At 37.5% G+C, this 26,717-nt stretch carries 20 protein-coding genes; 2 read left to right on the top strand and 18 right to left on the bottom strand.

What is annotated here, in order from left to right; all coding sequences use genetic code 11:
* Positions 1 to 795: 795 nt before the first annotated feature.
* The 5 genes from GA0061081_RS10005 to orn form a co-directional block, all read right to left on the bottom strand.
* On the bottom strand, positions 796 to 2,217 hold the full coding sequence (locus tag GA0061081_RS10005) for a cation:dicarboxylate symporter family transporter (RefSeq protein WP_091350578.1): 1,422 nt from the start codon (positions 2,215 to 2,217) through the stop codon (positions 796 to 798).
* A gap of 93 nt (positions 2,218 to 2,310) precedes the next feature.
* The gene (locus GA0061081_RS10000; RefSeq protein ID WP_091350575.1) at positions 2,311 to 3,642 is read right to left on the bottom strand and encodes a CoA-disulfide reductase; all 1,332 of its coding nucleotides are present in this window, start codon (positions 3,640 to 3,642) and stop codon (positions 2,311 to 2,313) included.
* Between the two features lie 194 nt (positions 3,643 to 3,836).
* Positions 3,837 to 4,832: a ferrochelatase gene (gene hemH, locus GA0061081_RS09995; RefSeq protein WP_167349348.1), complete on the bottom strand. Its 996-nt coding sequence runs from the start codon at positions 4,830 to 4,832 to the stop codon at positions 3,837 to 3,839.
* 9 nt (positions 4,833 to 4,841) lie between these two features.
* Positions 4,842 to 6,113 carry a lipid IV(A) 3-deoxy-D-manno-octulosonic acid transferase gene (waaA, locus tag GA0061081_RS09990; protein ID WP_091350571.1) on the bottom strand — a complete coding sequence of 424 codons (1,272 nt, stop codon included), beginning with the start codon at positions 6,111 to 6,113 and terminating at the stop codon, positions 4,842 to 4,844.
* 5 nt (positions 6,114 to 6,118) lie between these two features.
* The gene (orn, locus tag GA0061081_RS09985) at positions 6,119 to 6,682 is read right to left on the bottom strand and encodes an oligoribonuclease (RefSeq protein WP_091350569.1); all 564 of its coding nucleotides are present in this window, start codon (positions 6,680 to 6,682) and stop codon (positions 6,119 to 6,121) included.
* A 79-nt stretch (positions 6,683 to 6,761) separates the two neighbouring features.
* Here orn and rsgA point away from each other — a divergent pair, with 79 nt between their 5' ends.
* A complete protein-coding gene (rsgA, locus tag GA0061081_RS09980; protein ID WP_091350566.1) occupies positions 6,762 to 7,790 on the top strand; it encodes a small ribosomal subunit biogenesis GTPase RsgA in 1,029 nt (342 codons plus the stop codon).
* A 125-nt stretch (positions 7,791 to 7,915) separates the two neighbouring features.
* On the opposite strand, the gene GA0061081_RS09975 is transcribed toward rsgA, so the two are convergent.
* A complete protein-coding gene (locus tag GA0061081_RS09975) occupies positions 7,916 to 8,470 on the bottom strand; it encodes an HdeD family acid-resistance protein (RefSeq protein WP_091350564.1) in 555 nt (184 codons plus the stop codon).
* Positions 8,471 to 8,660: 190 nt separating this feature from the next.
* Positions 8,661 to 10,334: a C4-dicarboxylic acid transporter DauA gene (dauA, locus tag GA0061081_RS09970; RefSeq protein ID WP_091350562.1), complete on the bottom strand. Its 1,674-nt coding sequence runs from the start codon at positions 10,332 to 10,334 to the stop codon at positions 8,661 to 8,663.
* Between the two features lie 212 nt (positions 10,335 to 10,546).
* Between dauA and GA0061081_RS09965 the strand changes: the two genes are divergently transcribed.
* Positions 10,547 to 11,917 carry a histidine-type phosphatase gene (locus GA0061081_RS09965; protein ID WP_091350560.1) on the top strand — a complete coding sequence of 457 codons (1,371 nt, stop codon included), beginning with the start codon at positions 10,547 to 10,549 and terminating at the stop codon, positions 11,915 to 11,917.
* 70 nt (positions 11,918 to 11,987) lie between these two features.
* Here GA0061081_RS09965 and GA0061081_RS09960 read toward each other — a convergent pair whose 3' ends face one another.
* The 11 genes from GA0061081_RS09960 to GA0061081_RS09910 all read right to left on the bottom strand — a co-directional run bounded on the left by GA0061081_RS09960 (position 11,988) and on the right by GA0061081_RS09910 (position 26,629).
* Positions 11,988 to 12,782, bottom strand: coding sequence for an ABC transporter ATP-binding protein (locus GA0061081_RS09960; protein ID WP_091350557.1), 795 nt, complete (start codon positions 12,780 to 12,782; stop codon positions 11,988 to 11,990).
* Between the two features lie 2 nt (positions 12,783 to 12,784).
* A complete protein-coding gene (locus GA0061081_RS09955) occupies positions 12,785 to 13,717 on the bottom strand; it encodes an ABC transporter permease (protein ID WP_174787311.1) in 933 nt (310 codons plus the stop codon).
* Between the two features lie 66 nt (positions 13,718 to 13,783).
* Positions 13,784 to 14,764 carry an ABC transporter substrate-binding protein gene (locus GA0061081_RS09950; protein WP_091350553.1) on the bottom strand — a complete coding sequence of 327 codons (981 nt, stop codon included), beginning with the start codon at positions 14,762 to 14,764 and terminating at the stop codon, positions 13,784 to 13,786.
* A 271-nt stretch (positions 14,765 to 15,035) separates the two neighbouring features.
* A complete protein-coding gene (locus GA0061081_RS09945) occupies positions 15,036 to 15,998 on the bottom strand; it encodes an ABC transporter substrate-binding protein (RefSeq protein ID WP_091350551.1) in 963 nt (320 codons plus the stop codon).
* A 150-nt stretch (positions 15,999 to 16,148) separates the two neighbouring features.
* Entirely contained in the window at positions 16,149 to 17,057 is a 909-nt protein-coding gene (gene fdhE / locus GA0061081_RS09940) for a formate dehydrogenase accessory protein FdhE (RefSeq protein ID WP_091350549.1), read from the bottom strand.
* A 91-nt stretch (positions 17,058 to 17,148) separates the two neighbouring features.
* Positions 17,149 to 17,865 carry a formate dehydrogenase subunit gamma gene (locus GA0061081_RS09935; protein WP_091350547.1) on the bottom strand — a complete coding sequence of 239 codons (717 nt, stop codon included), beginning with the start codon at positions 17,863 to 17,865 and terminating at the stop codon, positions 17,149 to 17,151.
* Positions 17,858 to 18,832: a formate dehydrogenase subunit beta gene (fdxH, locus tag GA0061081_RS09930; protein WP_091350545.1), complete on the bottom strand. Its 975-nt coding sequence runs from the start codon at positions 18,830 to 18,832 to the stop codon at positions 17,858 to 17,860. Before fdxH ends, GA0061081_RS09935 begins: the two co-directional genes overlap by 8 nt.
* Before the next feature lie 13 nt (positions 18,833 to 18,845).
* Positions 18,846 to 21,914: a formate dehydrogenase-N subunit alpha gene (gene fdnG / locus GA0061081_RS09925; RefSeq protein ID WP_091350543.1), complete on the bottom strand. Its 3,069-nt coding sequence runs from the start codon at positions 21,912 to 21,914 to the stop codon at positions 18,846 to 18,848.
* Between the two features lie 242 nt (positions 21,915 to 22,156).
* Positions 22,157 to 24,592, bottom strand: a complete 2,436-nt coding sequence (plsB, locus tag GA0061081_RS09920; RefSeq protein WP_091350541.1) for a glycerol-3-phosphate 1-O-acyltransferase PlsB — start codon at positions 24,590 to 24,592, stop codon at positions 22,157 to 22,159.
* A gap of 277 nt (positions 24,593 to 24,869) precedes the next feature.
* Positions 24,870 to 25,643: a type I 3-dehydroquinate dehydratase gene (aroD, locus tag GA0061081_RS09915; protein WP_091350538.1), complete on the bottom strand. Its 774-nt coding sequence runs from the start codon at positions 25,641 to 25,643 to the stop codon at positions 24,870 to 24,872.
* Positions 25,644 to 25,756: 113 nt separating this feature from the next.
* Entirely contained in the window at positions 25,757 to 26,629 is an 873-nt protein-coding gene (locus tag GA0061081_RS09910; protein ID WP_091350536.1) for a shikimate dehydrogenase, read from the bottom strand.
* Between the last annotated feature and the right edge of the window lie 88 nt (positions 26,630 to 26,717).

Genomic DNA, 26,717 nt, shown 5'->3' with positions numbered 1-26,717 from the left:
GAATGTGCCGACAACAGAGCGAGGTTAGCACGCCAAACAGGGATGTTTGGCGAGGCTATGCTTCGCCGGGAGCGAATCATAGCCGGTGCGTTAAGACCGAGCGGCGGCGTCGGGTAGCCGTAGGCCACATTCTGCAGCCAAAGCGTGGGTTGTCAGGGAATTCGCTTTAATTCCCTGACTCGGACGTGGTCACGATAGCTATTTTATTCACCCAAGGTCAAAACGTCCGAAACCACTGCACCCAATTTATCCTATTCACCAAAACAAAAAGGCCTGATTTTTAGCCAAAAAATCGGTCAGGAAAGGTATTGATTTTATTAAAGTTTTTTTGAGCTATTTTTTAACAAAAACCGCCTAACAAAAACACAACAACCCATCCCAAAAACGATAGTTATGTTGTTTGTCTTATTCCGGCGTCAGAATGTGCCGACAACAGAGCGAGGTTAGCACGCCAAACAGGGATGTTTGGCGAGGCTATGCTTCACCGGGAGCGAATCATAGCCGGTGCGTCAAGACCGAGCGACGGCGGAGGGTAGCCGTAGGCCACATTCTGCAGCCAAAGCGTGGGATTGCTAAGGGAATTCGCTTTAATTCCCTTAGCTCGGACGTGGTCACAATAGCTATTTTGTCCACCCAAGGTCAAAACGTCCGAAACCTGCGCACCCAATTTATTCTATCCACCAACCCAAAAAAGGCCTGATTTTACACCCAAAAATCAGTCAGAAAAGGTATTGATTTTATTAAAGTTTTTTAAATCAACACCTACATCAAGTTAGAACACCCCCCTCATCACCATCAAACTTCTGACGGCTCATTTTCAAGAGTAATATTAGGATCGTTATACACAGCCATATCCATAAGGCCAATTTCACGATCAGTCGCCACAGCCGCTGTCATAGCGCCAGATACATTGGCTAAAGTTCTTGCCATATCAATAATTGGATCAACAGCTAAAACCATCCCAATTAATGGGAAGTATTCAGCCATCCCCATACCAGATAAAACAACGGTTGCAGCGACAGTTGCTGTGCCGGGAATGCCGGCGATGCCGATTGAGCCAATAACTACCACAATGACAAGCATAATATAAAATTGGATATTCGTTTCAATACCAACCATATGCGCTACCATCACGGCAAGTAAAGCAGGGAAAAAACCAGCACAACCGTTCATTCCCATCGTGCTGCCAAGTGAGCCGACTAAATTTGCCGTGCCGGTATTTACTCCCATTCGAACGGTTAACGTTGAGATAGTCATTGGTAAAGAGCCAACTGATGAGCGACTCGTAAAGGCTAATAACCATGTTCCTAGTGCTTTTTTGATAAACATAATTGGTGAAACACCATGAATCGAGACAATGGCGATATGTACAATTAGCATAATCAATGTGGCAATATAGATGGCAGCAACAAAGCTAGAAACCTGAATAATAGCCGGTATTCCATTCGAAATAATAGTGCGAGCCAGTAACGCAATGACTGCGTAAGGCATGTATTTAATCACTGTCATCGCAATGGACATCACGATTTTGTAAAGCGCTTCGATAAATGTTTTAAAGAGTGCAATAGGTTGTGGGTTCTTCTTTTCCATTCTATTGGCGGCAAGCCCCATTAAGGCAGAGAAGATGACTAATCCAACAATGTTTTCATTTACCATTGAGGCAATAATATTACTTGGGATTAGATTTATAAAGGTATCAATAATATTGGTGTATTGTTTTGCTTGGGCTTGATGTACAGAGCTTGAGCTTATTTCACCTAAAGAAAATAGATTCGCTAGCAAAATACCAACGACACAGGCAATGGCTGTTGTAAACAGTAACCAAAAAATCCCTCTAAATGCAATTTGAGGTAGATTTTTTTTGCCCGAAAAGTCGATAATCACTTTAACAATCGATACAAAAATAAGTGGTATCACTAACATTCGGATAAAGGCAATGAATGCTCGACCAAATAACCCATACCATGTTGCGGTTTCTTGCATCCAGAGGGTTGATGTATTAGGAAAGCCCGCTACAGCTTGAATGCCTAGACCAAGCACAGCACCAAGGATTAAGCCAACTAACATACGAACTGAAAAATTGACTTTTTTATCTTGTAACGGCTTCATCACCGCAAAAAAACAGATGAGAAGTAGCCCAATACCAATGAGAGTTTGATAATGAGTAATTGATAGGAACTTTTCAAAAAAAGTCCCCTTAAAAATGGCATCTGACATAATTAGCCTCTCTTTTGATAATTCAATTATCTGGTTAACAATCTATGTTTAATTACATGATTTGATGTTTAACTATAAATATATTCATGTTGTTTATTTGGCGATTGAGCCGGCAATATTTAAAATATCCCAAGGTCTGGAAAAAGGTGGCGCATACAGAAAATCCATCATGGCCAATTCATCAATTTTCACATTCGCCCATATAGCGGTTGCTAACGTGTTCACTCTTAATACCGCACCTTGCCCACCGGCTATTTGTCCACCTAAAATCACGCGCGTATCGGCATGATAAATAAGTTTTGCTGTTACACTTGTTTGTCCAGCAACATAATTACTGTGATTTTTATCTTTAACTATGACAGTTTTATAGGGGATTGCAGCTTTTTTGGCTTCGTTTTCAGTTAAACCAGTGCGCCCTGCTTCGATATCAAAAACTTTTAAAGCTGATGTGCCAATCGTGCCGGGATATTCGCAATGTCCACCACCTAAATTTTCGCCTACAATTTTGCCAAGCTTGTTTGCTCCTGTGGCGAGCGGGATATATACCATTGAATGGCTAACTTTATGGTAAAGCGCGGCGCAATCGCCAGCGGCATAAATATCGGTAATATTGGTTTGCCCTAAGCTGTTAGTGATTATGGCGCCATTTTTAAGTGTGTTGATGCCAAGATCTTTATAGATATCACTATTTGGTTTTACTCCCGTTGCAATAATAACCATATCAGCAGGATATCGTCCTTTATCGGTAATTACATGCGTGACATTGTGTGAGCCTTCAAAGCCAAGTACTCGCTCTTGCAAGTGTAGGTCGCAATGTTGTTTAATATTTTCTTCAATTAGGTCGGTAATTTGTTCATCAAACGCATCGACAAGGATTCTGTCATCCAATTGAATCAATTTAACCTTTTTTTGTAAGGCGACCAGTGATTCAGCGATTTCAAGCCCAATATAGCCAGCACCGACAACAATAACATTTTGGGTGTTTGGGTCTGATAATACGTGTTTGATTGCTAATCCATCGTGCAGATCACGTAATGTAAAAATGTTTTTTAGCTGACCATTTTTAAAAGCCGGCATGACAGGACTTGCGCCAACCGCCAGTAATAATTTATCGTAGTTGTCATCAAAGCAATCACCAGTATTGTGATCTTTAATGGTTAATTTTTTTTGATTAACATCAATCGCCATGACTTCATGTAACGTTTTAATTTCAATACCATCTTTTTGAAATTGTTCTGGTGTTCGAGATATCATTTCATTGGCATCAGTAAAGTGGTTACCAATGAAATAGGGTAAACCACAAGCGCCAAACGAGACAATATTCAATTTTTCATAAATACGGATGGTTGCCTCTGGGTTCATTCTTTTGGCCTTTGCGGCAGCACTTGCGCCTGCGGCTTGAGCGCCAATGATGATGATTTTCACTTAATTTGCTCCTCAGTGCTCAGATATTCAATTATTCATAATATCCTATCATACGCCATAAATTATAGGGGAGATAGACAGCTATTTAGCATGAATATTTGTTAATTTAAAATTTGAATCATTTGAACATGAACAATTACCAATCTTGCATAATCTTTTTAAGTCGCATGGCTTATGTAAAAAATGTTAGGAGACTATGTGTTTGAGTATAAGTTTTTAAATGTAAACGGTTGAGTATGATTAATTAGCTCTATGATTAAACACATCTGTAAGTCGCTCTCATTTAATGCGGGAATATAATAAAACGTTTTTCCGCCTGCATTAAAAAACAGTTCTCGATTTTCTTCATCAATTTCATAAAGAGTTTCAATACAGTCTACCGAGAAACCCGGGCAGATGACGTGCACGTTTTTAACGCCACTTTGCGCTAGTGTTTGTAGTGTCTCACTAGTACTTGGAGTTACCCATTTACCTTTACCAAATTTGGATTGATACGCCATTTGGATTGGTCGATTTATACCATTTGCTCGACATTTTTCGATTAATAACTGTGTGGTCATTTCACAACGTTCAATATAATCCTCTTTTCGTTTGTGAATATAGCGCTCTGGGATACCATGATAAGAAAGCACGAGTACTTCAGGCTCTCCTTGATCTTCAAAAGCCTGCTTAATTTGTAAATAAAGTGCATTGATATAGCTTGGATGATCAGCATAATCACGAATATAGCAGATGTTATCGATGATTTGATCAGAGGCGATAATTTGTTTAAGTTTGTCAAGTACTGCCAGAGTTGTGGTTGTGGAATACTGTGGAAAGAGTGGTAATACGGTAATCTTTGAGCATGATTGAAGCTTGTTCAACGCAGATTGCATATCCGGTTCGCCATAGGTCATGGCTAATTCACATTGGATATTAGGTAAATGGCGTTGTAACTTATCACATAATAATTGGCTATAATGTAATAAAGGTGATGCGCCATTTATCCAAATTTTTTGGTAATGGTGAATAATATAAGGCACTCGTTTAGGTATCACAAGATACTTTAAAATGGGAGACCAAAACAGCTTAGGTAAATCAACCACATGCCGATCAAGCAAAAACTCGGTTAAATACTGCTTTATTGCATCTGGCGTTGCTGCACTTGGCGTGCCTAAATTAACCAATAATAGACCTTGTTTTTTTTCCACAAGCAATCCTTATTTAGAGTAAAGATAATGGTTGATAATGTTAAGCAGCCGCTCTAGTGCCCCTTGATTTTGTTTTAATACTTGATATGCCTGTTCGCCAATTTGCTGACTATGACTTTTATTTGCCAAAAGCGCATTAACCGCTGAATAAAGAGCGTCTGCTGAGCTAGCACAAGTGATCATCCCGTTAGCTGAAATGAGCTGTTCACAAATAACTTTAAAATTGAAAAAGTGTTCGCCACTAATGATTGGAATGTGGTGAAGTGCTGGCTCTAATGGGTTATGCCCACCATGCTTCACTAAACTACCACCAACAAAGGCAATATCGGCTATGCCATAAAGTTCTATTAACTCTCCCATTGTATCGCCCAAAATAACTTGCGTCTGTTGAGTCGGAACTTGGTTGCTACTGCGGTTTATATAATTTAACCCGCGGTCATTAATTAATTTTTCGACGGTTTTAAAGCGTTCAGGGTGACGGGGGACAAGAATTAATAACAAATTAGGATATGTTTGTAATAATCGTTCAAAGGCAGACAAGATGATTTCATCTTCGCCACTATGTGTACTTGCAGCAATAAAGGCAGGGCGGTTTAATTGCCACTGTTGTTTTAGTGTTGTGATTTTTTGCTGCTGTTGAGTAGTTAAATCAATATCAAATTTAATACTGCCGGTTATTGCTAAATGATCGCTCGGCAAACCCAGTGATATAAAACGCTCTCCATCTTGCTTATTTTGTGCGGCAACGGTGCTAATTTTTGATAGTAAATGGCTAATCGCGCGTCCTAGTTTGCGATATCGGTTAGCTGATCGTTCTGATAATCTGGCGTTGGCAAGAATCAGCGGAATATTTCGTTTGTAACACTGACCAATAAAATTAGGCCAAAGCTCAGTTTCCATAATAATCACTAATTTGGGCTGAGTTGTTTTTAAAAAACGATTTATTGCGCAAGGCAAATCATAAGGTAAATAGACATGATGAACGCTATCACCGAGTAACGATTTCACTCGCTCCGAGCCTGTTGGCGTCATAGTGGTCACGGTGATAGGTAAATTAGGATATTGTTGTTGCAATGCTTTGATTAGTGGGATAGCGGCAATCGTTTCCCCCACTGATACGGCATGCAGTAAAATACCGTTAGGTTCAACTTTATTTTGGCAAAAACCATAGCGTTCAAGCCAACGCTTACGATAAGCAGGCGCTTTACAGCTACGCCAAAGTAGCCTTAGCCAAACCAAGGGTTGAATCAAATATAATAAAACAGTATATAAAATTTGCATGCTAATTATTGGGTTAGATCAAAAAAGTGCTCGCGATAATAAACCAGTTCGGCAATCGAATCACGAATATCATCAAGCGCTTGGTGCGAACTCTGTTTGCTAATTCCTTTTAATATTTCAGGCTTCCAGCGTTTAGCTAATTCTTTAATTGTGCTGACATCTAAATAACGATAATGGAAATAACGTTCTAAATTAGGCATATAGTTAAATAAAAAACGACGATCTTGCCCAATAGTATTCCCACAAATCGGTGAGCAGTTTTCAGGTACCCATTGTTTTAAAAATTCGATGGTTTGTTGTTCGGCTTGTTGTTCGCTAATGGTACTTGTACGAACACGTTCAATGAGTCCTGATTTGCCATGAGTATTTTGATTCCACTCATCCATTAATGCTAATTGCTCATCAGATTGATGAACGGCAATGACCGGTCCTTCAGCAAGGATATTTAAATTAGAATCGGTAACAATGGTTGCAATTTCAATAATGCGATCAGTGGTTGGATTAAGTCCTGTCATTTCAAGATCGATCCAAATAAGATTACTGCTGTTAATTTGTGGTTGTTTGCTCATAATTTGCGATAGAAATTTTCTTTTTGATACTGAGTAGTGTAGCATAACTGACAATCTGTTTTAGTAAAAAATGAGTGCTATGGCAAAAAATCAACTCTCCCAAAATCAAAAAAGGCGCGTAGCGGCAAAACACCAGCAACGATTAGTTATAAAACAAGATGAAAGTCTATCAAATTTTTCATCCCCTCGTGATGGTGTGGTGATAAGTCGTTTTGGTAAATCGGCGGATGTCGAAGATGATGCCGGCCTTATTTATCGTTGTAGTATTCGGCGCACGTTACCGTCGTTAGTCACTGGCGATAAAGTTTTGTGGCGCGAAAGTTTAGAGCCGAACACCAATGGCATCATTGAAGCGGTTCATCCTCGGCATTCTGAACTTGTTCGGCCTGATTTTTATGATGGTGTTAAACCTGTTGCCGCAAATGTTGATCAAATCGTGATTATTTCGGCTGTTTTGCCAGAACTATCACTAAATATTATCGATCGCTATTTAGTAGCTTGTGAAAGTACGGATATACAACCCATTATTGTTTTAAACAAGATTGATTTACTCAATGATCAGCAACGCGCTGATGTTGAAAAACAATTGGCGATTTATACCAAAATTGGTTATCAAGTGTTGTATGTTTCATGCCAGCATCAACAAGGTATTGCGGTATTACAAGATATCTTGCAAGGTAAGATTTCTATTTTAGTTGGGCAGTCAGGCGTGGGTAAATCAAGTATTATTAATTTACTGTTACCTCATCAATCACAATCAGCAATGATTGGGGATATTTCGGGAATATCAGGACTTGGTCAACACACCACAACCTCATCAAAGCTTTACCATTTACCAAATGGTGGCGATATTATTGATTCACCAGGTATCCGTGAATTTGGTTTATGGCACTTAGAGCCGGAGCAAGTGATTAGTGGTTTTAAAGAATTTAATAATTATTTAGGTGGTTGCCACTTTCGTGATTGTAATCATCTTGACACACCAGGATGTTTATTACAAAAAGCCGTGCAAGATGGTGAAATTGCTCAATCAAGGTTAGATAACTATCATCGAATTTTGCAGTCAATGCAAGAAGTTAAAGCAAAAACCAATAAAAGCTATAAGTAGTGGCTTTTGGCATATTGTTTGTTGCAATTAAGTTATTATGTTCATGAATGATTGCTCACAATAAGTAGTAACCGTGTGCCAGACTGCTAAAAGTACCGCCACTTGATTGTGAGCAATGGCATGATTTATTTATTATTTACCGCTTTAATTGCAAATCCAATAGCAACATAAGCCCAACCTTGGAAGATAAGGTCGATACCTAAAAACATGCCTAATACCCAAAGGCTGTCATATGGCCACCCCATGATAATCATAAAGCCTAAAATAAGTGTAATAATGGCAGAGGTTAAAATCCATCCCCAGCGAGGTAAATTACGATTATTTAGCGCTGCAAATAATTGAGTAAAACCACTCATCAGTAATAAGAATGAAATGACTAACGTTAAAGCTGATGAAACCGCAATTGGTTGGAAAAACGACATCAAGCCTATCAAAATGTATAAAATCCCCATTACTGCCCATAAAGCAGATTGGCCAAAGCTTTTAATATTAAATGAATGTAACGCTTGAGCGATCCCTGCAATTAATATTAATGAGCCAATAAAATAGACAGAAAAGACGGTAGCGATAAACTGATAACCTAATGCTAAGCACCCCAATACAATTAAAATAACACCGATTAAAATAAACCAACTTGATTTTTGTTTAAGACTTTGTAGCTTGTTTTCGTTAGATATCATGTTATTTCCCTGTTTTTATAAGTTAATTTTGGGTTTTAAATTAAAAAATTTTAAAACCTATGCGCTTGCTAATAGTGATTAGAAAATAAAAAGAAAGGTCTTGAAGTTTTAATTTATTACACAGTCGTTATTTTTGTTGAAAATTTGACTGTGCAATAAATTAGTAAATATGATAAGACTAAATTTAAAATTAATCTTTATCTTTCAGTGCTTCTTCTAATGTTGAATAGAACATGATTTTGTTAGATGTTGGCACTACTTTGGCTCGAGCAAGAGTTTTTAATGGTTGAAATTGTAACTCGCAAATCGATAAATCGACATGTTCAGGGAGTTCATCAATAAAATGTATTAAAGCATTGAGCCCACCAGCATCAAGAATAGGCACAGCATCCCATTGTAATACAATGTGTTTATAACCATTTATTTTTTGATATATTTCTGAAAAAGTACGTTCAGCGGCTGCAAAAAAGAGTGGGCCGTTAATTCGTAATGCAAGGGTTTTATCGTTGCTTTGGTTTAGTTCAACTAAGCGGGTCATTCGAGCTATACGGCGCATAAATAAAATTGATGCAAGCACTATTCCAACTGTAATTGCAATCACCATATCAAATAGTACCGTTAGCGACATGCAAATAAGCATAATTAAAATATCGTCTTTGGGGGCGCATTTAATGATGTAAATGACGCGTTGAACTGCACTCATGTTCCATGCCACTATAAGTAATAAAGCAGCCATCGCTGATAGTGGAATGAACGATAACACTGGTGCAAAGCAAATAAGTGCAAGTAACACAACCAATGAATGCAAAACAGCAGCAATAGGGGAGGTCGCACCCGCTTTGACATTTGCTGCCGATCTTGCGATGGCTGCTGTTGCTGATATGCCACCAAAAAATGGGGCAATGATATTACCTAAACCTTGGCCAATAAGTTCACTATTTGAGTGGTGTTTGGTGTGTGTCATTTCGTCTAATACTACTGCGCACAATAACGATTCAATTGCACATAACATTGCCATGGTCAGCGAAATAGGTAATAGGGCTGTGAGCATTGACCAATCCCAATTAAATTCGGTATGAAGCCACGGTACAGAAAATTCTGGTAGCACTGATGGAATACCGTGCCCTATGGTATTATCAGCCATTGTGTAGGTAAATCGTGAGCCAATTGTTTCAATTTGGTAGCCAAATTGATTAAAAATAAACATGATAATCACACCAGCAATGAGTGCAGGTAGGTGCCCCGGTATTTTTACTTTAAGCTTTGGCCATGCAATTAATATCATCAGTGTGACAAATCCAACAATGGTGTCAGCGATATTGATAGTTGGTAGAGTTTTTGTTAATTCAATGACTTTGCTAATATAACTTTCAGGCATATGTTCGAGCGTTAAGCCAAAAAAATCTTTAATTTGCATGGTGGCAATAGTGATGGCAATGCCCGAAGTGAAGCCTAATACAACAGGGAGTGGAATATATTCTATTAATCGACCTAATCGAGCCATGCCCATAAAAATAAGGAATATACCCGACAATAAGGTAGCAATTAGTAATCCAGATAATCCATATTGTAATGACACCGGGTATAAAATAACCACAAATGCTGCTGTCGGGCCAGAAACACTAAAACGAGAGCCCCCCGTTAATGCAATCACCAAACCCGCGATAATGGCTGTGTATAGGCCATGCTGTGGTGGTACACCGCTAGCGATTGCCAATGCCATTGCAAGTGGGATAGCAATAATACCAACGGTTATGCCAGCTATTAAGTCTTTAATAAAACGGGGGATGTTGTAAGGGGTATTTATACATGCTGATATCAGTGCACAGCTAATTTTGGTACCAGAAAGGCCATATAATTTCATTGTGTTTAATCAATTAAAGGGAAGTTGTGTTGAGTGACTAATAAGATAATCTTTTTTACGAAAAATAAAAGAGTGTTATGAAAATAATCATCTTTTTTTGTGAAATTTATTTATAGATAGAGTTTAATTAAAGCTACATTCTTAATGTTAATCTACAATGTAAATATTGATATTTAGACTCTTTTTAATGGTATATTAGGTTGTTTATTTCAATGGCAATGGGAGAAAAACGTATGATTATGGTACGTTTTCGTAAATTGTTTACTATTTTGTTATATGCGTTTTCTTCCATAAGTTTTGCTCAACAACTAATGATTGTGGGTTCTAAAACTGCTTATCAATATGATGCCGAGCACAAGATTATCCCTGCTCCAACAGGGTATATAGCTTTTTACATTGATCATGTTGGGCGACATGGCTCTCGTTATATTAGTAAGCCCAAATATGAAGATATTGCTTATCAAATTTTGTTAATGGCTGCAAAGCAAGATCAATTGACAGACCTTGGTAAGGATTTATTTAAGCAAATAATTCGCATTGCTGAACTAAATAAACATCATTATGGTGAGCTTACCGAGCTTGGTCGTAAAGATATTGCCTTGATTAGCCAGCGTATGCAAAAGAATAATCCAACTGTTTTTAGAGGAAATAGAATTGATGTCGTTTCATCTCGCTCACCACGAGCAAAAGAAACCGCAGAAATTTTTGTTGAATCTTTCAAATCTAAATATCCATATATCCAAGTTACTCAGCAACCCGAAGATCAGCAAATTTTATTGCGTTTTTTTGATTATTCACCTGCTTATGATGAATATAAACAAAGTAAAGCAGTTAAAAATGCGGTGAAATCAGTAGAAATGGCTTCTAAAACAGAGCAAATAAGCGAAGAAGTAGTAAAAAAAATCTTTACTCATGATTTTATCGAAAAGTTAGATAATGGTATTGAGGTCGTCGATAAATCATCAGTAAAAACACGGGATTTTGTGATTTCGATTTATCAATTATATCAAGAGTTACAGGCATTTTCGCCTCAAGTATTAAAGGATAATAGCCTTGACTTTAATCCGTATTTCTCGAACGATGAAAATGCATGGTTGAATACAGTTGTTTCGGCTAAAAATTATCTAGAAATCGGCCCTGCTTTTGATGCAAATGGTATCCAAATAAAAATTGCAGCACCCTTGTTGTGGGATATGTTAAATACTGCTGATATTGCTATAGAAAATAATAATATTGATGCTAATTTACGTTTTGCTCATGCTGAAACCGTTTCACCTTTAGCTACTTTACTTGAAATTGAAGGTACAGCTACTACTGCTGATTCCATTTTTGATTATTATTCTGTTTGGCAAGCTGATAAAATTATTCCTATGGGTGCCAATATTCAATGGATTTTTTATAAAAGTAAACAAGCAAATCAGCCTATATTAGTGAAAGTATTATTGAACGAACGTGAAGTGCATCTACCTATAAAATCAGCAGATTATCCTTATTATCGTTGGAGTGACATGAAGCAATTTTATATAGATAAGCTCAATAAATTAGGTCTAGGAAATATTCCGCTGCAAGCGACAAAAGATTAAGCTGTAATGGAGCTGATTACAAGAGTTCAAAAGCAATATTTCTATCAGAAATATTGCTTTTTTATGATCATTAACCTAAAAGTAAAGCATCATCGGTGACTTTTTCACCACGTGTTTGTTCAAACATGGCTAAGAGATCGGTGACGGTTAATTTAGCGCGCTCTTCGCCCGATACATCAAGTACCACTTGGCCTTGGTGAAGCATGACAGTTCGGGTGCCATATTCTAAGGCTTGTTTCATTGAGTGGGTAACCATCATCGTTGTTAATTTGTTTTGTGAAACGATTTGATCGGTTAAATCTAAAACAAATTGTGCGGTTTTAGGATCCAGTGCGGCTGTGTGTTCATCTAGAAGTAGTATTTTAGACGGTTGTAACGTTGACATTAATAAGCTAACAGCTTGCCTTTGTCCACCAGAAAGCAGCCCCATCATGTCCGTTAATCGATTTTCAAGGCCTAGGTTTAATGTTGCTAGCTTTTCTTTAAAGATCGATCGTGCTTTACGGTTAAGTGCTGGGAATAATGTGAATTTATGACCTCGGTTATAAGCAATTGCTAGGTTTTCTTCTATCGTTAAATTTTCACAAGTTCCAACCATCGGGTCTTGGAATACTCGCGCAACCATGCCGGCTCGTTTCCATGCTGGCCAGCGAGTGACATTTTTATCATTAATCGTAATACGACCAGAATCAGTCAGTAAATCGCCACTAATTGCATTGAGTAACGAGCTCTTACCTGCACCGTTACTGCCTATGATAGTGACAAATTCTCCTTCACTGATGTTAAGGTTTAACCCTCGCAATACATGATTTTCAATCGGAGTACCTTGATTAAAGGTTAATTGTAATTGTTCTGCTTTAATCATGTTTACTTTCCTCTGTTTTTCGAGAGTTTTTTTAGTTGTTTTGGTAAAACAAGTGCTAATACCATTAATAATGCGGTGATAATATTGAGATCTTCTGTTCCAACACCGATACTTTTTAGGGATTCGTTACTTAATGCAAAAGCAATAAATAAACGGTACAAAATAGAGCCCAAAATGATCGCAAACATAATCGACCAAATTCGTTTTGTTGGGAAGATGCTTTCACCGAGTATAATTGATGCCAGACCAATAACGATAGTGCCAACACCGATAGTAATATCGGCACTTCCTTGCGTCTGTACAAATAACGAGCCGCCAAGCGCAATTAAACCATTTGAGATCGCCATTCCCAAAATGATAATGCCATCGGTTGGTATGCCTTGGGATTTTGCCATTCGTTGGTTAGTTCCGGTCGCCCTTAAGGCAAGTCCTTTTTGGGTATTTAAAAATAGATTTAGTAATATCCAAAATACAATTACAAACCCTAATATTATCAAGTATTGTGCAATAGATTCATCAAAAGGAAGTGATGAGAAAATCGTATCAGAACCCAGCAATGATAGGTTTGGTGTACCTACAATTCTATTCGCTTCGTTCATGACATAGTGCCCAACCCCTAAAATTCTTAGGTTTATTGAGTAAAGTCCCATCATCACAATAATACTAGCAAGTAGTTGTAATATATTTAGTTTTACATATAAAAATCCTGTCATGGCGCCAGCAAGGCAACCTGCAAACATGCCAAGGAATGTCGCCATCCAAGGATCAGCGCCGATATAGATAAATACTCCACATACCGCCCCACCCAGAGGGAAACTCCCATCAGCAGTAAGATCGGGAAAATCTAGTAAACGGAATGATATAAATACACCCAAGCTAACCAGTGCATAAATAAGGCCAATTTCGGTTGAGCCTAATAAAAATTCAAAAGACATTAAAAAATCCATTAAAGTTAACCGCCAAGATTGGCGGTTTAATGATAAAAGAGTAAAAATTAAAAATTATTTTTCAACAATTTTTGCGGCTGACTTTAATACCTCTTCAGATAAGGTAACACCTTGTCGTTCAGCTGCTTTTTTGTTAATTGTGAGTTGAGTGATATTGCCCACTTGTGGGGGAATATCTCCTGGTTTTTCGCCATTAAGTATGCGGATAACAATTTTACCAGCTTGTCGTCCAAGATCATAATAACTCATACCTAAAGCAGCAATTGCCCCTCGTTCTGCTGAATCAGGATCTGACGCAATTAGAGGGATTTTACTTTCGTTTGCCACTTTTGCTAAAGCTTCATAAGCCGAAACCACGTTATTATCTGTTGTAGTATAGATTAAATCAACTTTACCTTTTAAACTTCGAGCAGCGGTTGATATATCTGATGTTCGTGGTGCTGGTACTGCTGTAATTTTTATATTGCGCTTTTCAAGTGCGGTTTGTAACTCTTTAAGTACAATTGTGGAATTTACTTCACTTGGACTGTAAATATAACCGATATTTTTAGTATCAGGTTTAATTTTTAGCATCATGTCGATTTGAGAATCAAGAGACAAGGCATCTGAAACACCTGTTACATTTGTTTTTGATGCTTCCCAACTTGGGATTAATTTTGCTGCAACAGGATCTGTTACCGCTGTAAAAACGATAGGAGTACGTTTTGTTGCGGCAACTAAAGCTTGTGTACTTGGGGTTGCAATACCGACGATAACATCAGGCTTACTGGCAGCAAATTGTTTGGCAATTTGTGCCGCATTTGCGCTAGTTCCTTGCGCGCTAGCAAACTGTAATTTTAAATTTTCACCATTAATATAACCGTTATCTTTTAACTCATCTTCAACTCCTTTACGTACATTGTCTAATGCTGGGTGTTCAACGATGGCCGTAATGGCTACAAATTTTTGTTCCGTCTTAGAGTCAGCAAAAGAACAAAATGTTACTAATGATAAACTCATTAGTATGCAAAACTTAATAATAGAATTACGCATCATAAAATGCTCCTGTAATATTTTTTTTACATATAAGTTAAATATTGAGTTACTATAAAGCAAAATTAGATAATTTTCTAGAGTAAAAATATTGTGTGTAAACATTTCGTTACAATTGTGAATGATTGTTATTATTAAACAAAAGATGTTGTAACGGATTATTTTATTGTTGAATTAAAGTTGGCTGTCAGTAATGTTTACTGATTAGGAGCGGTTGTTTGCCATATTGAGAGCCTTGTCTACTTAATTAAACAAGGCTGTTAATTTATTTTATTCAATGATTTCCAATGACTTTATCTGCTGATTGAATGACTTCTGGTGTTAATGTGATGCCTTGTTTTTTAGCTGCATCGGTATTGATGACAAGGCGTAGGGATTGTCCTATTTCTGGGGCTATGCTCCCTGGATTTTCACCTTTTAAAATACGTACAACAAGTTTACCTGATTGACGACCCACGTCATAATAACTCATGCCGTATGCCGCAACCGCTCCCCGTTCAATGGCATCAGGAAATGAGGCTAAAAGGGGAATTTTGTTTTCATTGGCAAATTTGACTAAAGATTCGTAGGCTGAAACAACATTATTATCCGTTGTGGTATAGATCAAATCAACTTTACCTTTTAAAGAAGCTGCTGCTGTTGAAATATCTGCTGTTCTTTGAGCGGGTACAGCAAAAAGAGCGATCCCTTGTTCTGTTAATAAAGTTTGAAGGTGTCTTAGTACAACCGTTGAGTTAATTTCACTCGGGCTATAAATATAACCGATCGATTTAACGTTAGGTACGATTTTTTTCATGAAATCAATTTGTGGACCTATTTCTTGGTAATCAGATACCCCTGTAATATTGGTACCTGTTGGCTGCCAATCTTTAGCTAATTTAGCCGCTATTGGATCGGTAATACCAGCAAAGACGATAGGAATGTGTTTAGTTGCAGCAGCGGTTGCTTGTGCGCTTGGTGTTGCAATTGCCACAATAACGTCGGGCTTTGTTGTAGTAAATTGCCTTGCAATTTGAGCTGCATTTGCGCTACTTCCTTGTGCACTTTTATATTGTACAGTCAAATTTTCATTTAACTTATAGCCGCTGTTTACTAGTTCATCTTTGACACCATCACGAATTTGATTTAATGAAGGATGTTCAACAATTGCCGTAATGGCAACATTTTTCATTGTATCTGCAAAACTGTAAAAAGGCGTAAGCAATACCATTATTATTAACAAAATAAAACGTTTCATAAAACACACTCATAAACTAGTACAGTAGTTTTATTGTAGCCTTATTCATCAGAAAAGTTAAGTTGTATTTTATGAATTAATGATTATTATTAATAAAATCGTTATACGGCCATCGTAAACTATTTCTTAATCATAGTGTTATATGTACTTTTATTGAGCAAATATAAATGGGTTCATTCCGCTTTTGGCAAAGCCTTCTTCTTCTGTTTTGATATCTAATATCAATGAGGCAATGTCATCGGCGATGATCTCAATGTGTGGATCTTTATCTTGATCAAGGATTTTTAAATAACTATGGCAAGCATCACAACATTCTGTTTTTGTGGCGGATAGTTCTACGTCAAGTGAAAAGTATTGGATATCTTTCATATTATCACAAGTCGTGCATTTGATTCGAGGTACATACCACTCACTTTCGCACAAACTACAATGCAAATAGCGTAAGCCATTGTTACTACCTAATTGGATGATACTAGCAACGGGCATGCTGTTACATACGGGGCATAAACAGTTTTTATCTGTACTTTCTGCTATTGCTTTACCTTTGATTTGGCTTGCTAGCTGGCTGTAATAAACCGACAAGCTTGACCATATAAATAGGGCTTCGTTACCGTCTACACAATCAAACTTACCATTGAGTAAATGCAAAGCTTTATCGTGTAATTGTTGGGCAGTATTTTGTTTAAGCTGCTCAATAACTAATGCTATTTGTTCGGTCGTTGCAGTTATCGAACTTAATAAGTTGTTAAGATATTCTTGCCAAACGTTGGACAAAGGGAGGTTGTTTAAACTTAATGGTGGATATTTATCATTTAGAAGGTGAGACAAGTCCACATTAACTGAGTTTTGTTTGGCTAAATTAGCTTGTAGTTCGACAATTTGGGCGCAAAAACTTAAATAATCATTAAACTGGTTATTGGTCGCCAATGTTTTTAAACGTTTTGCCCGATGAACATAAATATTTTGGGGTGATGGAAAAAAAAGTAATGGGATCTGCCTAATCACTGAGTTTGACGCTTGTTGTTCAAGTTGTTTTTGTGGGATTATTTTTATACTCATTGTACATTCTCATTGATTGTGATTTGGCTGATTATTGCTTTTATACCATTAAGCGGTGATACCGCTGATAGTAGCTCAGCGGTAAACATAGTTAAATAGGTTTATGTTCAATATCATTCTCGATATCATGTTTAGCGGTAGCTTTGTTTTGCTCGGATTCAGTTTTAGCATTTAATTCTGCTTGATAACTTTTTTCCATTTCTTCTTCATACCAAGCGGAATGATTTTTTCGTGCCCAAGCACGTGATACGTAACCTGTTATCATCCCTTTAATTGAGCCTTTAACCCAAATTGCCATATAAGCATGACCAATAGCAAGTAGAATTAAGCCAATAGCGGCAAGAGAGTGAAAGAATATTGCTATACGAACAATTGGTACAGGAAAATAGTCCGAAATATACTGGCGCCACATAATGATTCCTGTAACAAACAAGACCAAAATTAAACTCATAATGCACCAAAATAGAAACTTCTGACCAATATTGTATTTGCCAATTGGAATACCTTCTTCTTTGCCCATAATCACTTTTTTAAAGTTTTTTATCCATAAAATATCTTGTTTATTTGGAATATTATGATGAGCAAGTTTTAAGAACATAAACATAAGTAATATAAAAACAATACCCCCCAAAAACGGATGTAATGCCCTTACTAATTGCGGTGTGCCAAGCACTAACCCAAACAATTTAATTGATGGGAAAAATAGTGATAAGCCTGATAGTGCGGTAAGTATAAACAGACAGACCATACACCAATGGCAGAAGCGGACAATAAGTGGTGTTCTTAAAATCATCCCTTTTTTATTCATGGTGATTCTCCTGTTGTGATAAATTAGCACTATCTTTGTGACTAAAAACAGGTAAGCCTAGGCGTTTTCGAGCTTGCCTATCAACTTCCTTTTCTTGTTCAATGTCATCTTCATCCACTTCAATTGCACCAACCCCCATATAATGGAAAAGTAAGCCTCCAAATGTTGCCACAAAAGCAGCTGCAGATAATGGTTTCCAAATACCTTTCCAAAATTTGACGATTTCACTAATTTTAGGATCTTTCGGTAAGCCATGATACAGCTCAGGTTGATCTGCATGATGAAGAACATACATCACATGAGTTCCCCCCACCCCTTGCGGGTCATAGAGGCCTGCATGTTCAAAGCCACGTTTTTTCAAATCTACAATTCGATTTTCAGCATGACGAATCATATCTTGTTTAGTACCAAAGTGAATCGCACCAGTTGGACAGGTTTTAACGCAAGCAGGTTCTTGTCCAACTGCCACACGATCCACACATAAAGTACATTTGTACGAATGATTATCTTCTTTACTAATTCGAGGAATATTGAACGGGCAACCCGCAACACAATAACCGCAACCAATACAATGCTCAGATTGAAAATCAACAATACCATTAGCATATTGAATGATCGCACCTTCTGACGGACAAGCTTTTAAGCAGCCAGGATCAGCACAGTGCATGCAGCCATCTTTACGGATAAGCCATTCAAATTTACCGTTAACTTCAACTTCGGAATAACGCATTACTGTCCATGCTTTTGGCTCTAAATCAGCTGGATTATCATACACGCCGACGGTATTACCGATTTCGGCTCGCAGATCGTTCCATTCACTACAAGCTACTTGGCAAGCTTTACAGCCTATACATGTTGTGACATCTATTAACTTCGCTACTTCTTGTTGATAATCGCGTGCTCGTGGCGCTGGCGTTAATGTGTTGGTTGCAGAGCGACGAATAATATCTTGTGTTTGTAATGACATAATTTACTCTTCCTTATGCTGCGCTGGTCACTTTTTCGATATTAACTAAGAATGATTTATATTCTGGCGTTTGTGAATTTGCATCACCTAGATGAGGCGTTAATTCATTCACCAAAAATCCTTTCTTCGTCTGACCTGTGAACCCCCAAACAATAGGAATTCCAATAGTTTCGATTTCTTTACCATCAACAGTTAATGTCGGAAGACGTTTTGTTACCACAGCTTTAGCTTTGATATAGCCTCGGTGTGACGTTACTTTGACTGTATCGCCTAATTTAATACCTTTTTTATTGGCTAAATTTTCACTCAGTTCAATAAACTGTTCTGGTTGAGTGATTGACGCTAATTTTGCATGTTGTGTCCAAAAATGGAAATGCTCGGTGATACTATAAGTAGTACCAACATAAGGAAATTCACTTGCATTGCCTAATCGCGCCAAGTCTTCTTTAAATACACGAGCCACTGGGCTACTGATTTGATTTGGATGAAAAGGGTTATTGGTAATAGGTGTTTCAAACGGTTCATAGTGTTCAGGGAATGGCCCATCGACTAACCGATTTAAACAAAATAATCCCCCTAAACCATCATTATTCATAATAAACGCACCCGCGCCCGCACTTGGTGGTAATGTTGCTGTAAAATCAGGAACATCGTTACCCACCCAACTTGAGCCATCCCATTTGACTAAAACGCGCTTTGGATCCCATGGATTGCCGTTTTCATCTGCCGAGGCACGGTTATAAAGCACACGCCTATTCATTGGCCATGCCCAAGCCCAACCAGAGTGAACCCCTTTTCCTGACGGATCGCTTGGATCTCGTCGTGCCATTTGGTTTCCTTGCTCAGTCCAAGAACCGCAGAAGATCCAAATACCTGATGAGGTTGTACCGTCTGCTTTTAATTGAGAAAAACCACTCAATAGCTGACCTTTTTTAAGGATCACATTACCATTTGCATCGGTTATATCAGTAAGTGCACGCCCATTATAATCTTTAGCTAATTCTTCAGCCGCTGGACCTTCAGGGTTTTGATAATCCCAAACTAAATTATCAATTGGTTCGTGATAGGCGCCACCTTCTTCAGCATATAATTCTTTAATTCTCAAAAAGATACGTGCAATAATTTCAGGATCATATAAAGATTCGCCAGGAGGTCTTGCTGCTGCCCAATGCCACTGTAGCCAACGAGAGGAGTTAACTATTGTTCCGTTTTCCTCGGCAAAACAGTTAGATGGTAATCTAAAGACTTCAGTTTGAATTTTGCTAGAATCCACATCATTAGATTCACCATGATTTTTCCAAAACTCAGCGGTTTCTGTAGGCATAGGATCAATGCTAACTAGGAATTTTAAGTTAGATAAACCTTCACGGACACTATTTTTATCAGGTAGTGCAGCGAGTGGGTTAAAGCCCTGACAAATAAATCCATTAGCTTGGCCATCACGCATCATTTTATTGAATCTTAAAACGTCATAGGTTTTATCCCATTTTGGTAACCAGTCAAAACCCCAGTCATTATCTTTAGTCGATTTATCACCATACATTGACTTCATAAAGCTGACAAAGAATTTTGGATAATTCCCCCAAAAGTTCACCTCTCTCGAACCAAGCGGCTTTGGTGTTTTTTCATCCAAATACTGAGCGAGTGAAACTTGAGACTCTTTAGGCAAATCAAGATAGGCAGGTAAGCGATTTGATAATAAACCGACATCGGTTAAACCTTGAATATTTGAATGGCCGCGAAGTGCATTAACGCCACCGCCCATTACACCAATATTACCTAATATAAGCTGGATCATTGCAGCAGTGCGAATAATTTGTGAACCATAACTATGCTGAGTCCAACCTAATGCGTATAGAAAAGTAGCCGCTCTATCATTGGTCTTTGTACTAGCCAGAGAACGGCAAACATGTAAAAATCCGTCAATTGGGCTACCGGTCACTTTATTTACCATTTCCGGAGTGTAACGGCTAACATGTTGTTTTAATAGATTCCAAACACAACGAGGATGGCTGAGTGTTTTATCCCGAAGTGCATAACCATTTTCATCTTTTTGATATGCCCAGCTCGTTTGATCATATTGGCGATTAGTTGCGTCATAACCGCTAAACAACCCGCTATCGGCATCAAAATTGAAATCATCACGCACAATGAGGCTCGCATTACTATGCGTGACTAAATACTCAAAGTTAACTTCGTTATGTGTAATTAGATAATTAATAATACCGAGTAAAAATGCAATGTCAGATCCTGAACGAATTGGCACATAATGATCAGCAACAGAAGCAGTTCGGTGAAAACGAGGATCGATGGCTATGAGCTCAGCACCATTATTAATTTTGGCTTCGATTGCCCATTTAAAACCGACAGGGTGAGCTTCTGCCGCATTACCACCCATGACAATGACAACATTGGCATTTTTGATATCGTTCCAATTATTGGTCATTGCACCACGCCCAAAAGTGGCGGCTAAACTTGATACGGAAGGACCATGACAAACTCGCGCCTGAGTTTCAAGGCTTAACATTCCTAATGCGCGAGCAACTTTAAACGCTAACCAACCTGTTTCATTACTGGCAGCTGATGTGACAAGCCATCCAGTTGTTGTCCAGCGATTAACGGTGTTGCCTTTGTCATTTTTTTCAACGAAATTTTTGTCTCGATCAGCTTTCATTAAACGAGCAATGCGATCAATGGCATCAGCCCAACTTATTTTTTGCCATTTATCTGAACCTGGAGCACGGTATTCTGGATATTTAACGCGATTTTCACTTTTTATATAATCAAGAACACCAGCTCCTTTAGGACAAAGTGAACCGCGACTAACAGGGTGATCAGGATCGCCTTCAATATGAAAAATGGAAGATTCGGCATTTTTAGCACCATCTCCTCGGCTATAAAGTAGCATTCCACAACCAACTGAACAGTAAGTACAGTTATTACGGGTTTCTTTTGATTTGAGTAATTTAAATTGGCGAGTTTGTGCAAGTGCGACATTCGGCGCTAGTCCGAGTGTGGCAACTGTTGTGCCTGCCATACCACCAGCGCAGATCTTAAAGAACTGTCTACGGTTAAATAGCATATGGACTCCTTAGAAAGCTGACATTACATTTTAATTTATTATATTGGAAGCGATTAACATCCTTACTATTCATAATGATAATCTTTAATGAAATGGAAATAAAGGAAAAAACAAGTAGGAATCCAGAAAATTTGACATGGGTCAAATTTTATACAAAATGGTCGTTCTTTATATCAGTTTATTCTCTATTGATTGGCCTAAATTTGCCCATTTTGATAAATGGGCAAACTGAATTAGTGAACCTAGCTATTGGATTGCTTAGCTAAAGGGTTAATTTCGTCAATGGTTTGCATTACTCTAGTGGTAATAAGTGGTTTAAGGATTTCGTTCATTTTTTCAATTTTTGGTACGTTTTCGTCACCTTGATCATCTAGATAACCTTGTTCCCGTAGCGATGCAACAAGTGTTGAAAATACACCTTTGTCAAAGAACTCAGGGGAGTTAATACCGTGTAAGACAGATAATCGCTCGGCAATTAATCGGCCTTCTTTTTCTAACGTTGCTCGGCTGATTGTTGGATCTTTTTGTAATAAAGAAAACGCAATAGCATAACGTTGCAGTGTATCTCTAGATGATGAAGCAAGTAATTGTAATCCTGAAATTTTTAAATAATTTACTACTAACTTATCTGTCGAATCGTTAATTAAATTCAGATCGATATAAGTTGCGATGATTTGATGCACATATTCAGTAAGTTGTTCATCATTATGATAAAGGAATAGCTCTGATTTGATTAAAGGGAAGAGACACTTTACTTGTTCTAAAATTTCGTCAGATGATATATGGTTATGTTTAAGCACAATTCTGGCTACAATAGCTGGGATAATCAGTAAATGCTGAATATTATTGCGGTAATACGTCATTAATACTGCTTGTTCGGTGGTAAGACCGACCATTTCGCCAACTTTGTCGGTGGTAATAATGAATTTCCCCATATCTTTAGCGTGTTCAAATAATTCTTCGGGTGTCTGATCTGGAATAGTAATTAAATTTGAATAAGGGACTTTTTTTAGTAATTTTAAAAGATAATCAATATGTTCAACAAGTCTAATTTTTGTTAGAGCACGTTGGTCCGCAGCCAATAATATTGAGCAACATAAGTTCATCGCGTTAATTGCTGCTGATGAATTGATGTGTTCCATAATTTTATTAGCAAGTAAATTCGTGGTTGGTGTTAACCATTGAGGACGTTGAGTGCCAGTTGGTTCAATAGCATCTCGCCATTCTGGAACGTGTTGGTTTAGAAATTGATTTAGTGGGATAGGTTGACCAAAGTTAACATAACCAAATCCTAATTTTTTTAGTTTTAAAAATGCTTTGATAGTACGCCATAAACTCTCTTTTTCTTTTTTAGCGCCGCGTAATTCGTTGGCATAGGTTGCGACTTCTAATACATGTTCATAACCAATATAAACAGGAACAATGGCAATAGGCCTTGCATCACCACGTAGTAATGTTTGAATTGTCATCATTAACATACCCGTTTTAGGATCAAGTAACCGACCTGTACGTGAGCGCCCACCTTCAATAAAGTACTCAACAGCATAACCACGAATAAATAACTCTGCTAAATATTCCCGGAAAACAGACGTATAGAGTTTATTACCACGGAACGAACGACGAATAAAAAACGCACCTAATCGTCTAAAAATAGGGCCGGCAGGCCAAAAGTTTAGATTAATACCTGCAGCAATATGAGGAGGTACTAACCCCTGTCGATAAAGTACATAGGATAACAATAAGTAATCCATATGACTACGATGACAAGGTACATAGACAATCTCCTGTCCATTTTGAGCTAATTCCCGAACGGGATCTGCATTGGTTACTTTCAGCCCTTGATAAAGCCTATTCCACGCCCAAGTAAGGACAAAATCAGTGACTCTAAGCATATGATAAGAAAAATTAGCTGCAATTTCGTTTAAATTAGCTAATGCATTTTTTTTTGCTTTATCAAGAGTGATATTTTTACTTTTAGCTTCTTCTCGTATTGCTTCTGAGAGTGCTTGTTTTTTGAGTAGATTATTCAACATTGCTTGGCGAACTGGCAGTGTAGGACCAATTGAAGCCATGCGTTGTTTGGAAAAATGAATACGTGCAACACGGGCCAATTTATGAGCTAAAACCGAAAGATCTTGTTTATCGACATGAATATCTTTAAACGAAACAGTACGAGAAAAGCGTGTATAACAGTCTCTTCCTGATGTGATAATTTTTAGAAATTTACTAGTTGCACCAAGTACTTGTAGTGATAGCTTTTTTTTACCTTCTTTATCTGGCCGACGTCCAAACATGACCGAAACGGGTAACATTTGAATATCAAGATCATGATTTTGTTGATGTGCAGAAATATAATCCCTTAAAATACCGATAGCTTTTTTTCTTTGTTGGTTAGACGCAAAAATACCGGGGCCTTTATCTATATAGATATAAGCAGGAACAGTTTTTCCGTTAATATTGATACCAATTAATGGATCAGGTAAATTATATTGCAAACAAAGGGAGCGAATTACCATTAAATCAATTTGAGAGTTGTAAGGTAGAACATATAAAATTGGTCTAGCAGTATCAAGCTCTAATTCTGTTATTGGATTAGTAGGAATCGGTTTACTTTTAACAAAAATTTTGATCAAAAGTTGGATAAGAAAAAAATAGACTTTAGTCCACCAAGAAAACATAAAAAAATAAACCTCATACTTTTGCGTTATTCATATACTTAAAAAGCGATGAATTGAGTATATACCTGTTATCACCCAATCGTTAGTAAATTTGTGTAATCTTTAGACCATATGATTAATCAACCTAAAGCAAAATTATAACGATACATAGCCGTATTATAACGGTTTATTGCTATCAACGCCACGAACCTAATTGGCTTTTACTGCTAATGTTGATTCTATATTACTATCTATTGATTTATTAAGATAACTAACAATTTTTTGAAATAATCTACCGTTATTGAGTTAACTTATTGTTTTGGTGTAACGCTTCTAAAATATATCGTAATTGATTAACATCCAATTGACCGGGTGCCGATGCATTTTTTGCAGCACCAAAGGTCATTGCTGAACCAAATGTCGAACCTGCAATACGACTAATAGCGCCTAGCCCCGCCATTGACATAGTAATAATCGGTTTTATAGCATATTTTTCGTTCATTTCGGTGGTGGCAGCCAGTAAGGTTAATACATCATCCGTGGTTTTGGGCATAACGGCAATTTTAGGAATATCAGCCCCTAAATCTTGCATTTTTCGTAATCGATTAACGATATCATTTTTAGGCGGTGTTTTTTCAAAATCATGGTTTGAAGCTATAACAAAGACCTGATTTTTATGTGCAACATCAATAATATCTTTTACATAATCATCGCCAATAAATACTTCAACATCAATCAGATCGACAAGTCCACTACAGGCCATTTCTTTATTCAATTGAATATAAGAGGATAATGCCCAAGGTTTTACTCCGCCTTCGTTTATCGTTCTAAAGGTGAATAAAAGTGGTTTATTGGGTAACAAATCTACAATTTTTTTAGCGACTTGTTTAACCGCCTGAATGTCATCAACTTGGTTAAAATGATCGACTCGCCATTCTAAAACATCAAAATCAATTGATTGTAAAAACTGAACTTCCTCAATTAATTCTGCTTGAGTTTTACCAACAATCGGTACAATAATTTTTGGTGCGCCTACACCGATCTCAAGTTGTTTAATAGTGACTGTTTTCATTTTATTTCCTGCTAATTGTCGACAATTTTATTATAGGGTTTTATTTTATGGATTATATTAAATAAAACAATAGAATAAGATGAGTTAATATAATGTTATCACATAGAGTTGAACTAATCGTTAAAGCCCATTTTTTCTTTTACATATTCGATTGGTGCTTCTTCGCCTGTCCATATTTTTATTTGTGCAGCCCCTTGCCATAGCATCATTCCAATTCCATTTAAGGTTTTGCAACCTTGTTGTTCAGCCATTTCTAGTAGTTTTGTTTTACGTGGGCAGTAAATACAGTCTGTCACAATAAGATCTGAGTGTAACATGGTTGGATCGGTAATTAAACTTTGACCTTCTAATGGCTTCATCCCGACACCTGTTGCATTGCAAAGAACAGTACTTGTTGCTATTTCTTGGCGTAGTTGCTTATTGTCGGCAAGATCGATAACGCGCACATGGCATTGTGTATTTTGATTCAGTTTTTTCGCAACTGCTTCTATTTTGGTATAGCAATCATCTTTTTGATTAAATATTGTGATTTCTTTCACGCCATCAAGAGCAGCTTGCACCGCAATGGCAGTACCAGCACCACCAGCACCAAGGATGGTAATTTTTTTGCCTATCACATCAATATTAGCTTCTTTGAGCATACGCATGTAACCCATACCATCAGTGTTATAACCTGTTAAAACACCATTATCATTTGAAATCGTGTTACATGCTCCACTCATCTCAACGGCTGGAGTTAGTTTATCAAGGTATTGGCAGACGAGTTGTTTGTTGGGCATGGATACTGCACTACCGCGTAGACCTAATGCTCGGAGCCCTTTAATTGCATCAGGGAGTTTTTCTTGGTTAACTTCAAACGCCAAATAAACATAAGGTACATTCATTTTAGCATAAAGAGTATTTTGCATTTGTGGCGATAAACTATGACGAATAGGATATGCCATTAAACCAATCAATAAAAAATTTCCGTCGATATTACTTCTCATTAACCATTCTCCACAACCAGATTTGCTCTAGGTTTATTTTATTCTTGGGCTTTTTATTTTTAATAATTGTTCAACTGTATATTTAGGA

It is taken from the genome of Gilliamella bombicola (assembly GCF_900094945.1).
Lineage (GTDB): Bacteria > Pseudomonadota > Gammaproteobacteria > Enterobacterales > Orbaceae > Gilliamella > Gilliamella bombicola.
Note: the sequence above shows the minus strand (reverse complement) of the source record. Positions and strands in the feature narration are given on the sequence as shown.

What these genes read in the sequence shown, in the direction of transcription:
- GA0061081_RS09935 (WP_091350547.1), bottom strand. Translation starts at nt 17,865, where the DNA reads ATGAATAAAAAAGGGATGATTTTAAGAACACCACTTATTGTCCGCTTC.
- GA0061081_RS09975 (WP_091350564.1), bottom strand. Translation starts at nt 8,470, where the DNA reads ATGATATCTAACGAAAACAAGCTACAAAGTCTTAAACAAAAATCAAGT.
- GA0061081_RS09960 (WP_091350557.1), bottom strand. Translation starts at nt 12,782, where the DNA reads ATGATTAAAGCAGAACAATTACAATTAACCTTTAATCAAGGTACTCCG.
- fdhE (WP_091350549.1), bottom strand. Translation starts at nt 17,057, where the DNA reads ATGAGTATAAAAATAATCCCACAAAAACAACTTGAACAACAAGCGTCA.
- rsgA (WP_091350566.1), top strand. Translation starts at nt 6,762, where the DNA reads ATGGCAAAAAATCAACTCTCCCAAAATCAAAAAAGGCGCGTAGCGGCA.
- dauA (WP_091350562.1), bottom strand. Translation starts at nt 10,334, where the DNA reads ATGAAATTATATGGCCTTTCTGGTACCAAAATTAGCTGTGCACTGATA.
- GA0061081_RS09945 (WP_091350551.1), bottom strand. Translation starts at nt 15,998, where the DNA reads ATGAAACGTTTTATTTTGTTAATAATAATGGTATTGCTTACGCCTTTT.
- GA0061081_RS09910 (WP_091350536.1), bottom strand. Translation starts at nt 26,629, where the DNA reads ATGAGAAGTAATATCGACGGAAATTTTTTATTGATTGGTTTAATGGCA.
- plsB (WP_091350541.1), bottom strand. Translation starts at nt 24,592, where the DNA reads ATGTTTTCTTGGTGGACTAAAGTCTATTTTTTTCTTATCCAACTTTTG.
- GA0061081_RS09965 (WP_091350560.1), top strand. Translation starts at nt 10,547, where the DNA reads ATGGCAATGGGAGAAAAACGTATGATTATGGTACGTTTTCGTAAATTG.
- GA0061081_RS09950 (WP_091350553.1), bottom strand. Translation starts at nt 14,764, where the DNA reads ATGATGCGTAATTCTATTATTAAGTTTTGCATACTAATGAGTTTATCA.
- fdnG (WP_091350543.1), bottom strand. Translation starts at nt 21,914, where the DNA reads ATGCTATTTAACCGTAGACAGTTCTTTAAGATCTGCGCTGGTGGTATG.
- waaA (WP_091350571.1), bottom strand. Translation starts at nt 6,113, where the DNA reads ATGCAAATTTTATATACTGTTTTATTATATTTGATTCAACCCTTGGTT.
- aroD (WP_091350538.1), bottom strand. Translation starts at nt 25,643, where the DNA reads ATGAAAACAGTCACTATTAAACAACTTGAGATCGGTGTAGGCGCACCA.
- fdxH (WP_091350545.1), bottom strand. Translation starts at nt 18,832, where the DNA reads ATGTCATTACAAACACAAGATATTATTCGTCGCTCTGCAACCAACACA.
- GA0061081_RS10005 (WP_091350578.1), bottom strand. Translation starts at nt 2,217, where the DNA reads ATGTCAGATGCCATTTTTAAGGGGACTTTTTTTGAAAAGTTCCTATCA.
- GA0061081_RS09955 (WP_174787311.1), bottom strand. Translation starts at nt 13,717, where the DNA reads ATGTCTTTTGAATTTTTATTAGGCTCAACCGAAATTGGCCTTATTTAT.
- orn (WP_091350569.1), bottom strand. Translation starts at nt 6,682, where the DNA reads ATGAGCAAACAACCACAAATTAACAGCAGTAATCTTATTTGGATCGAT.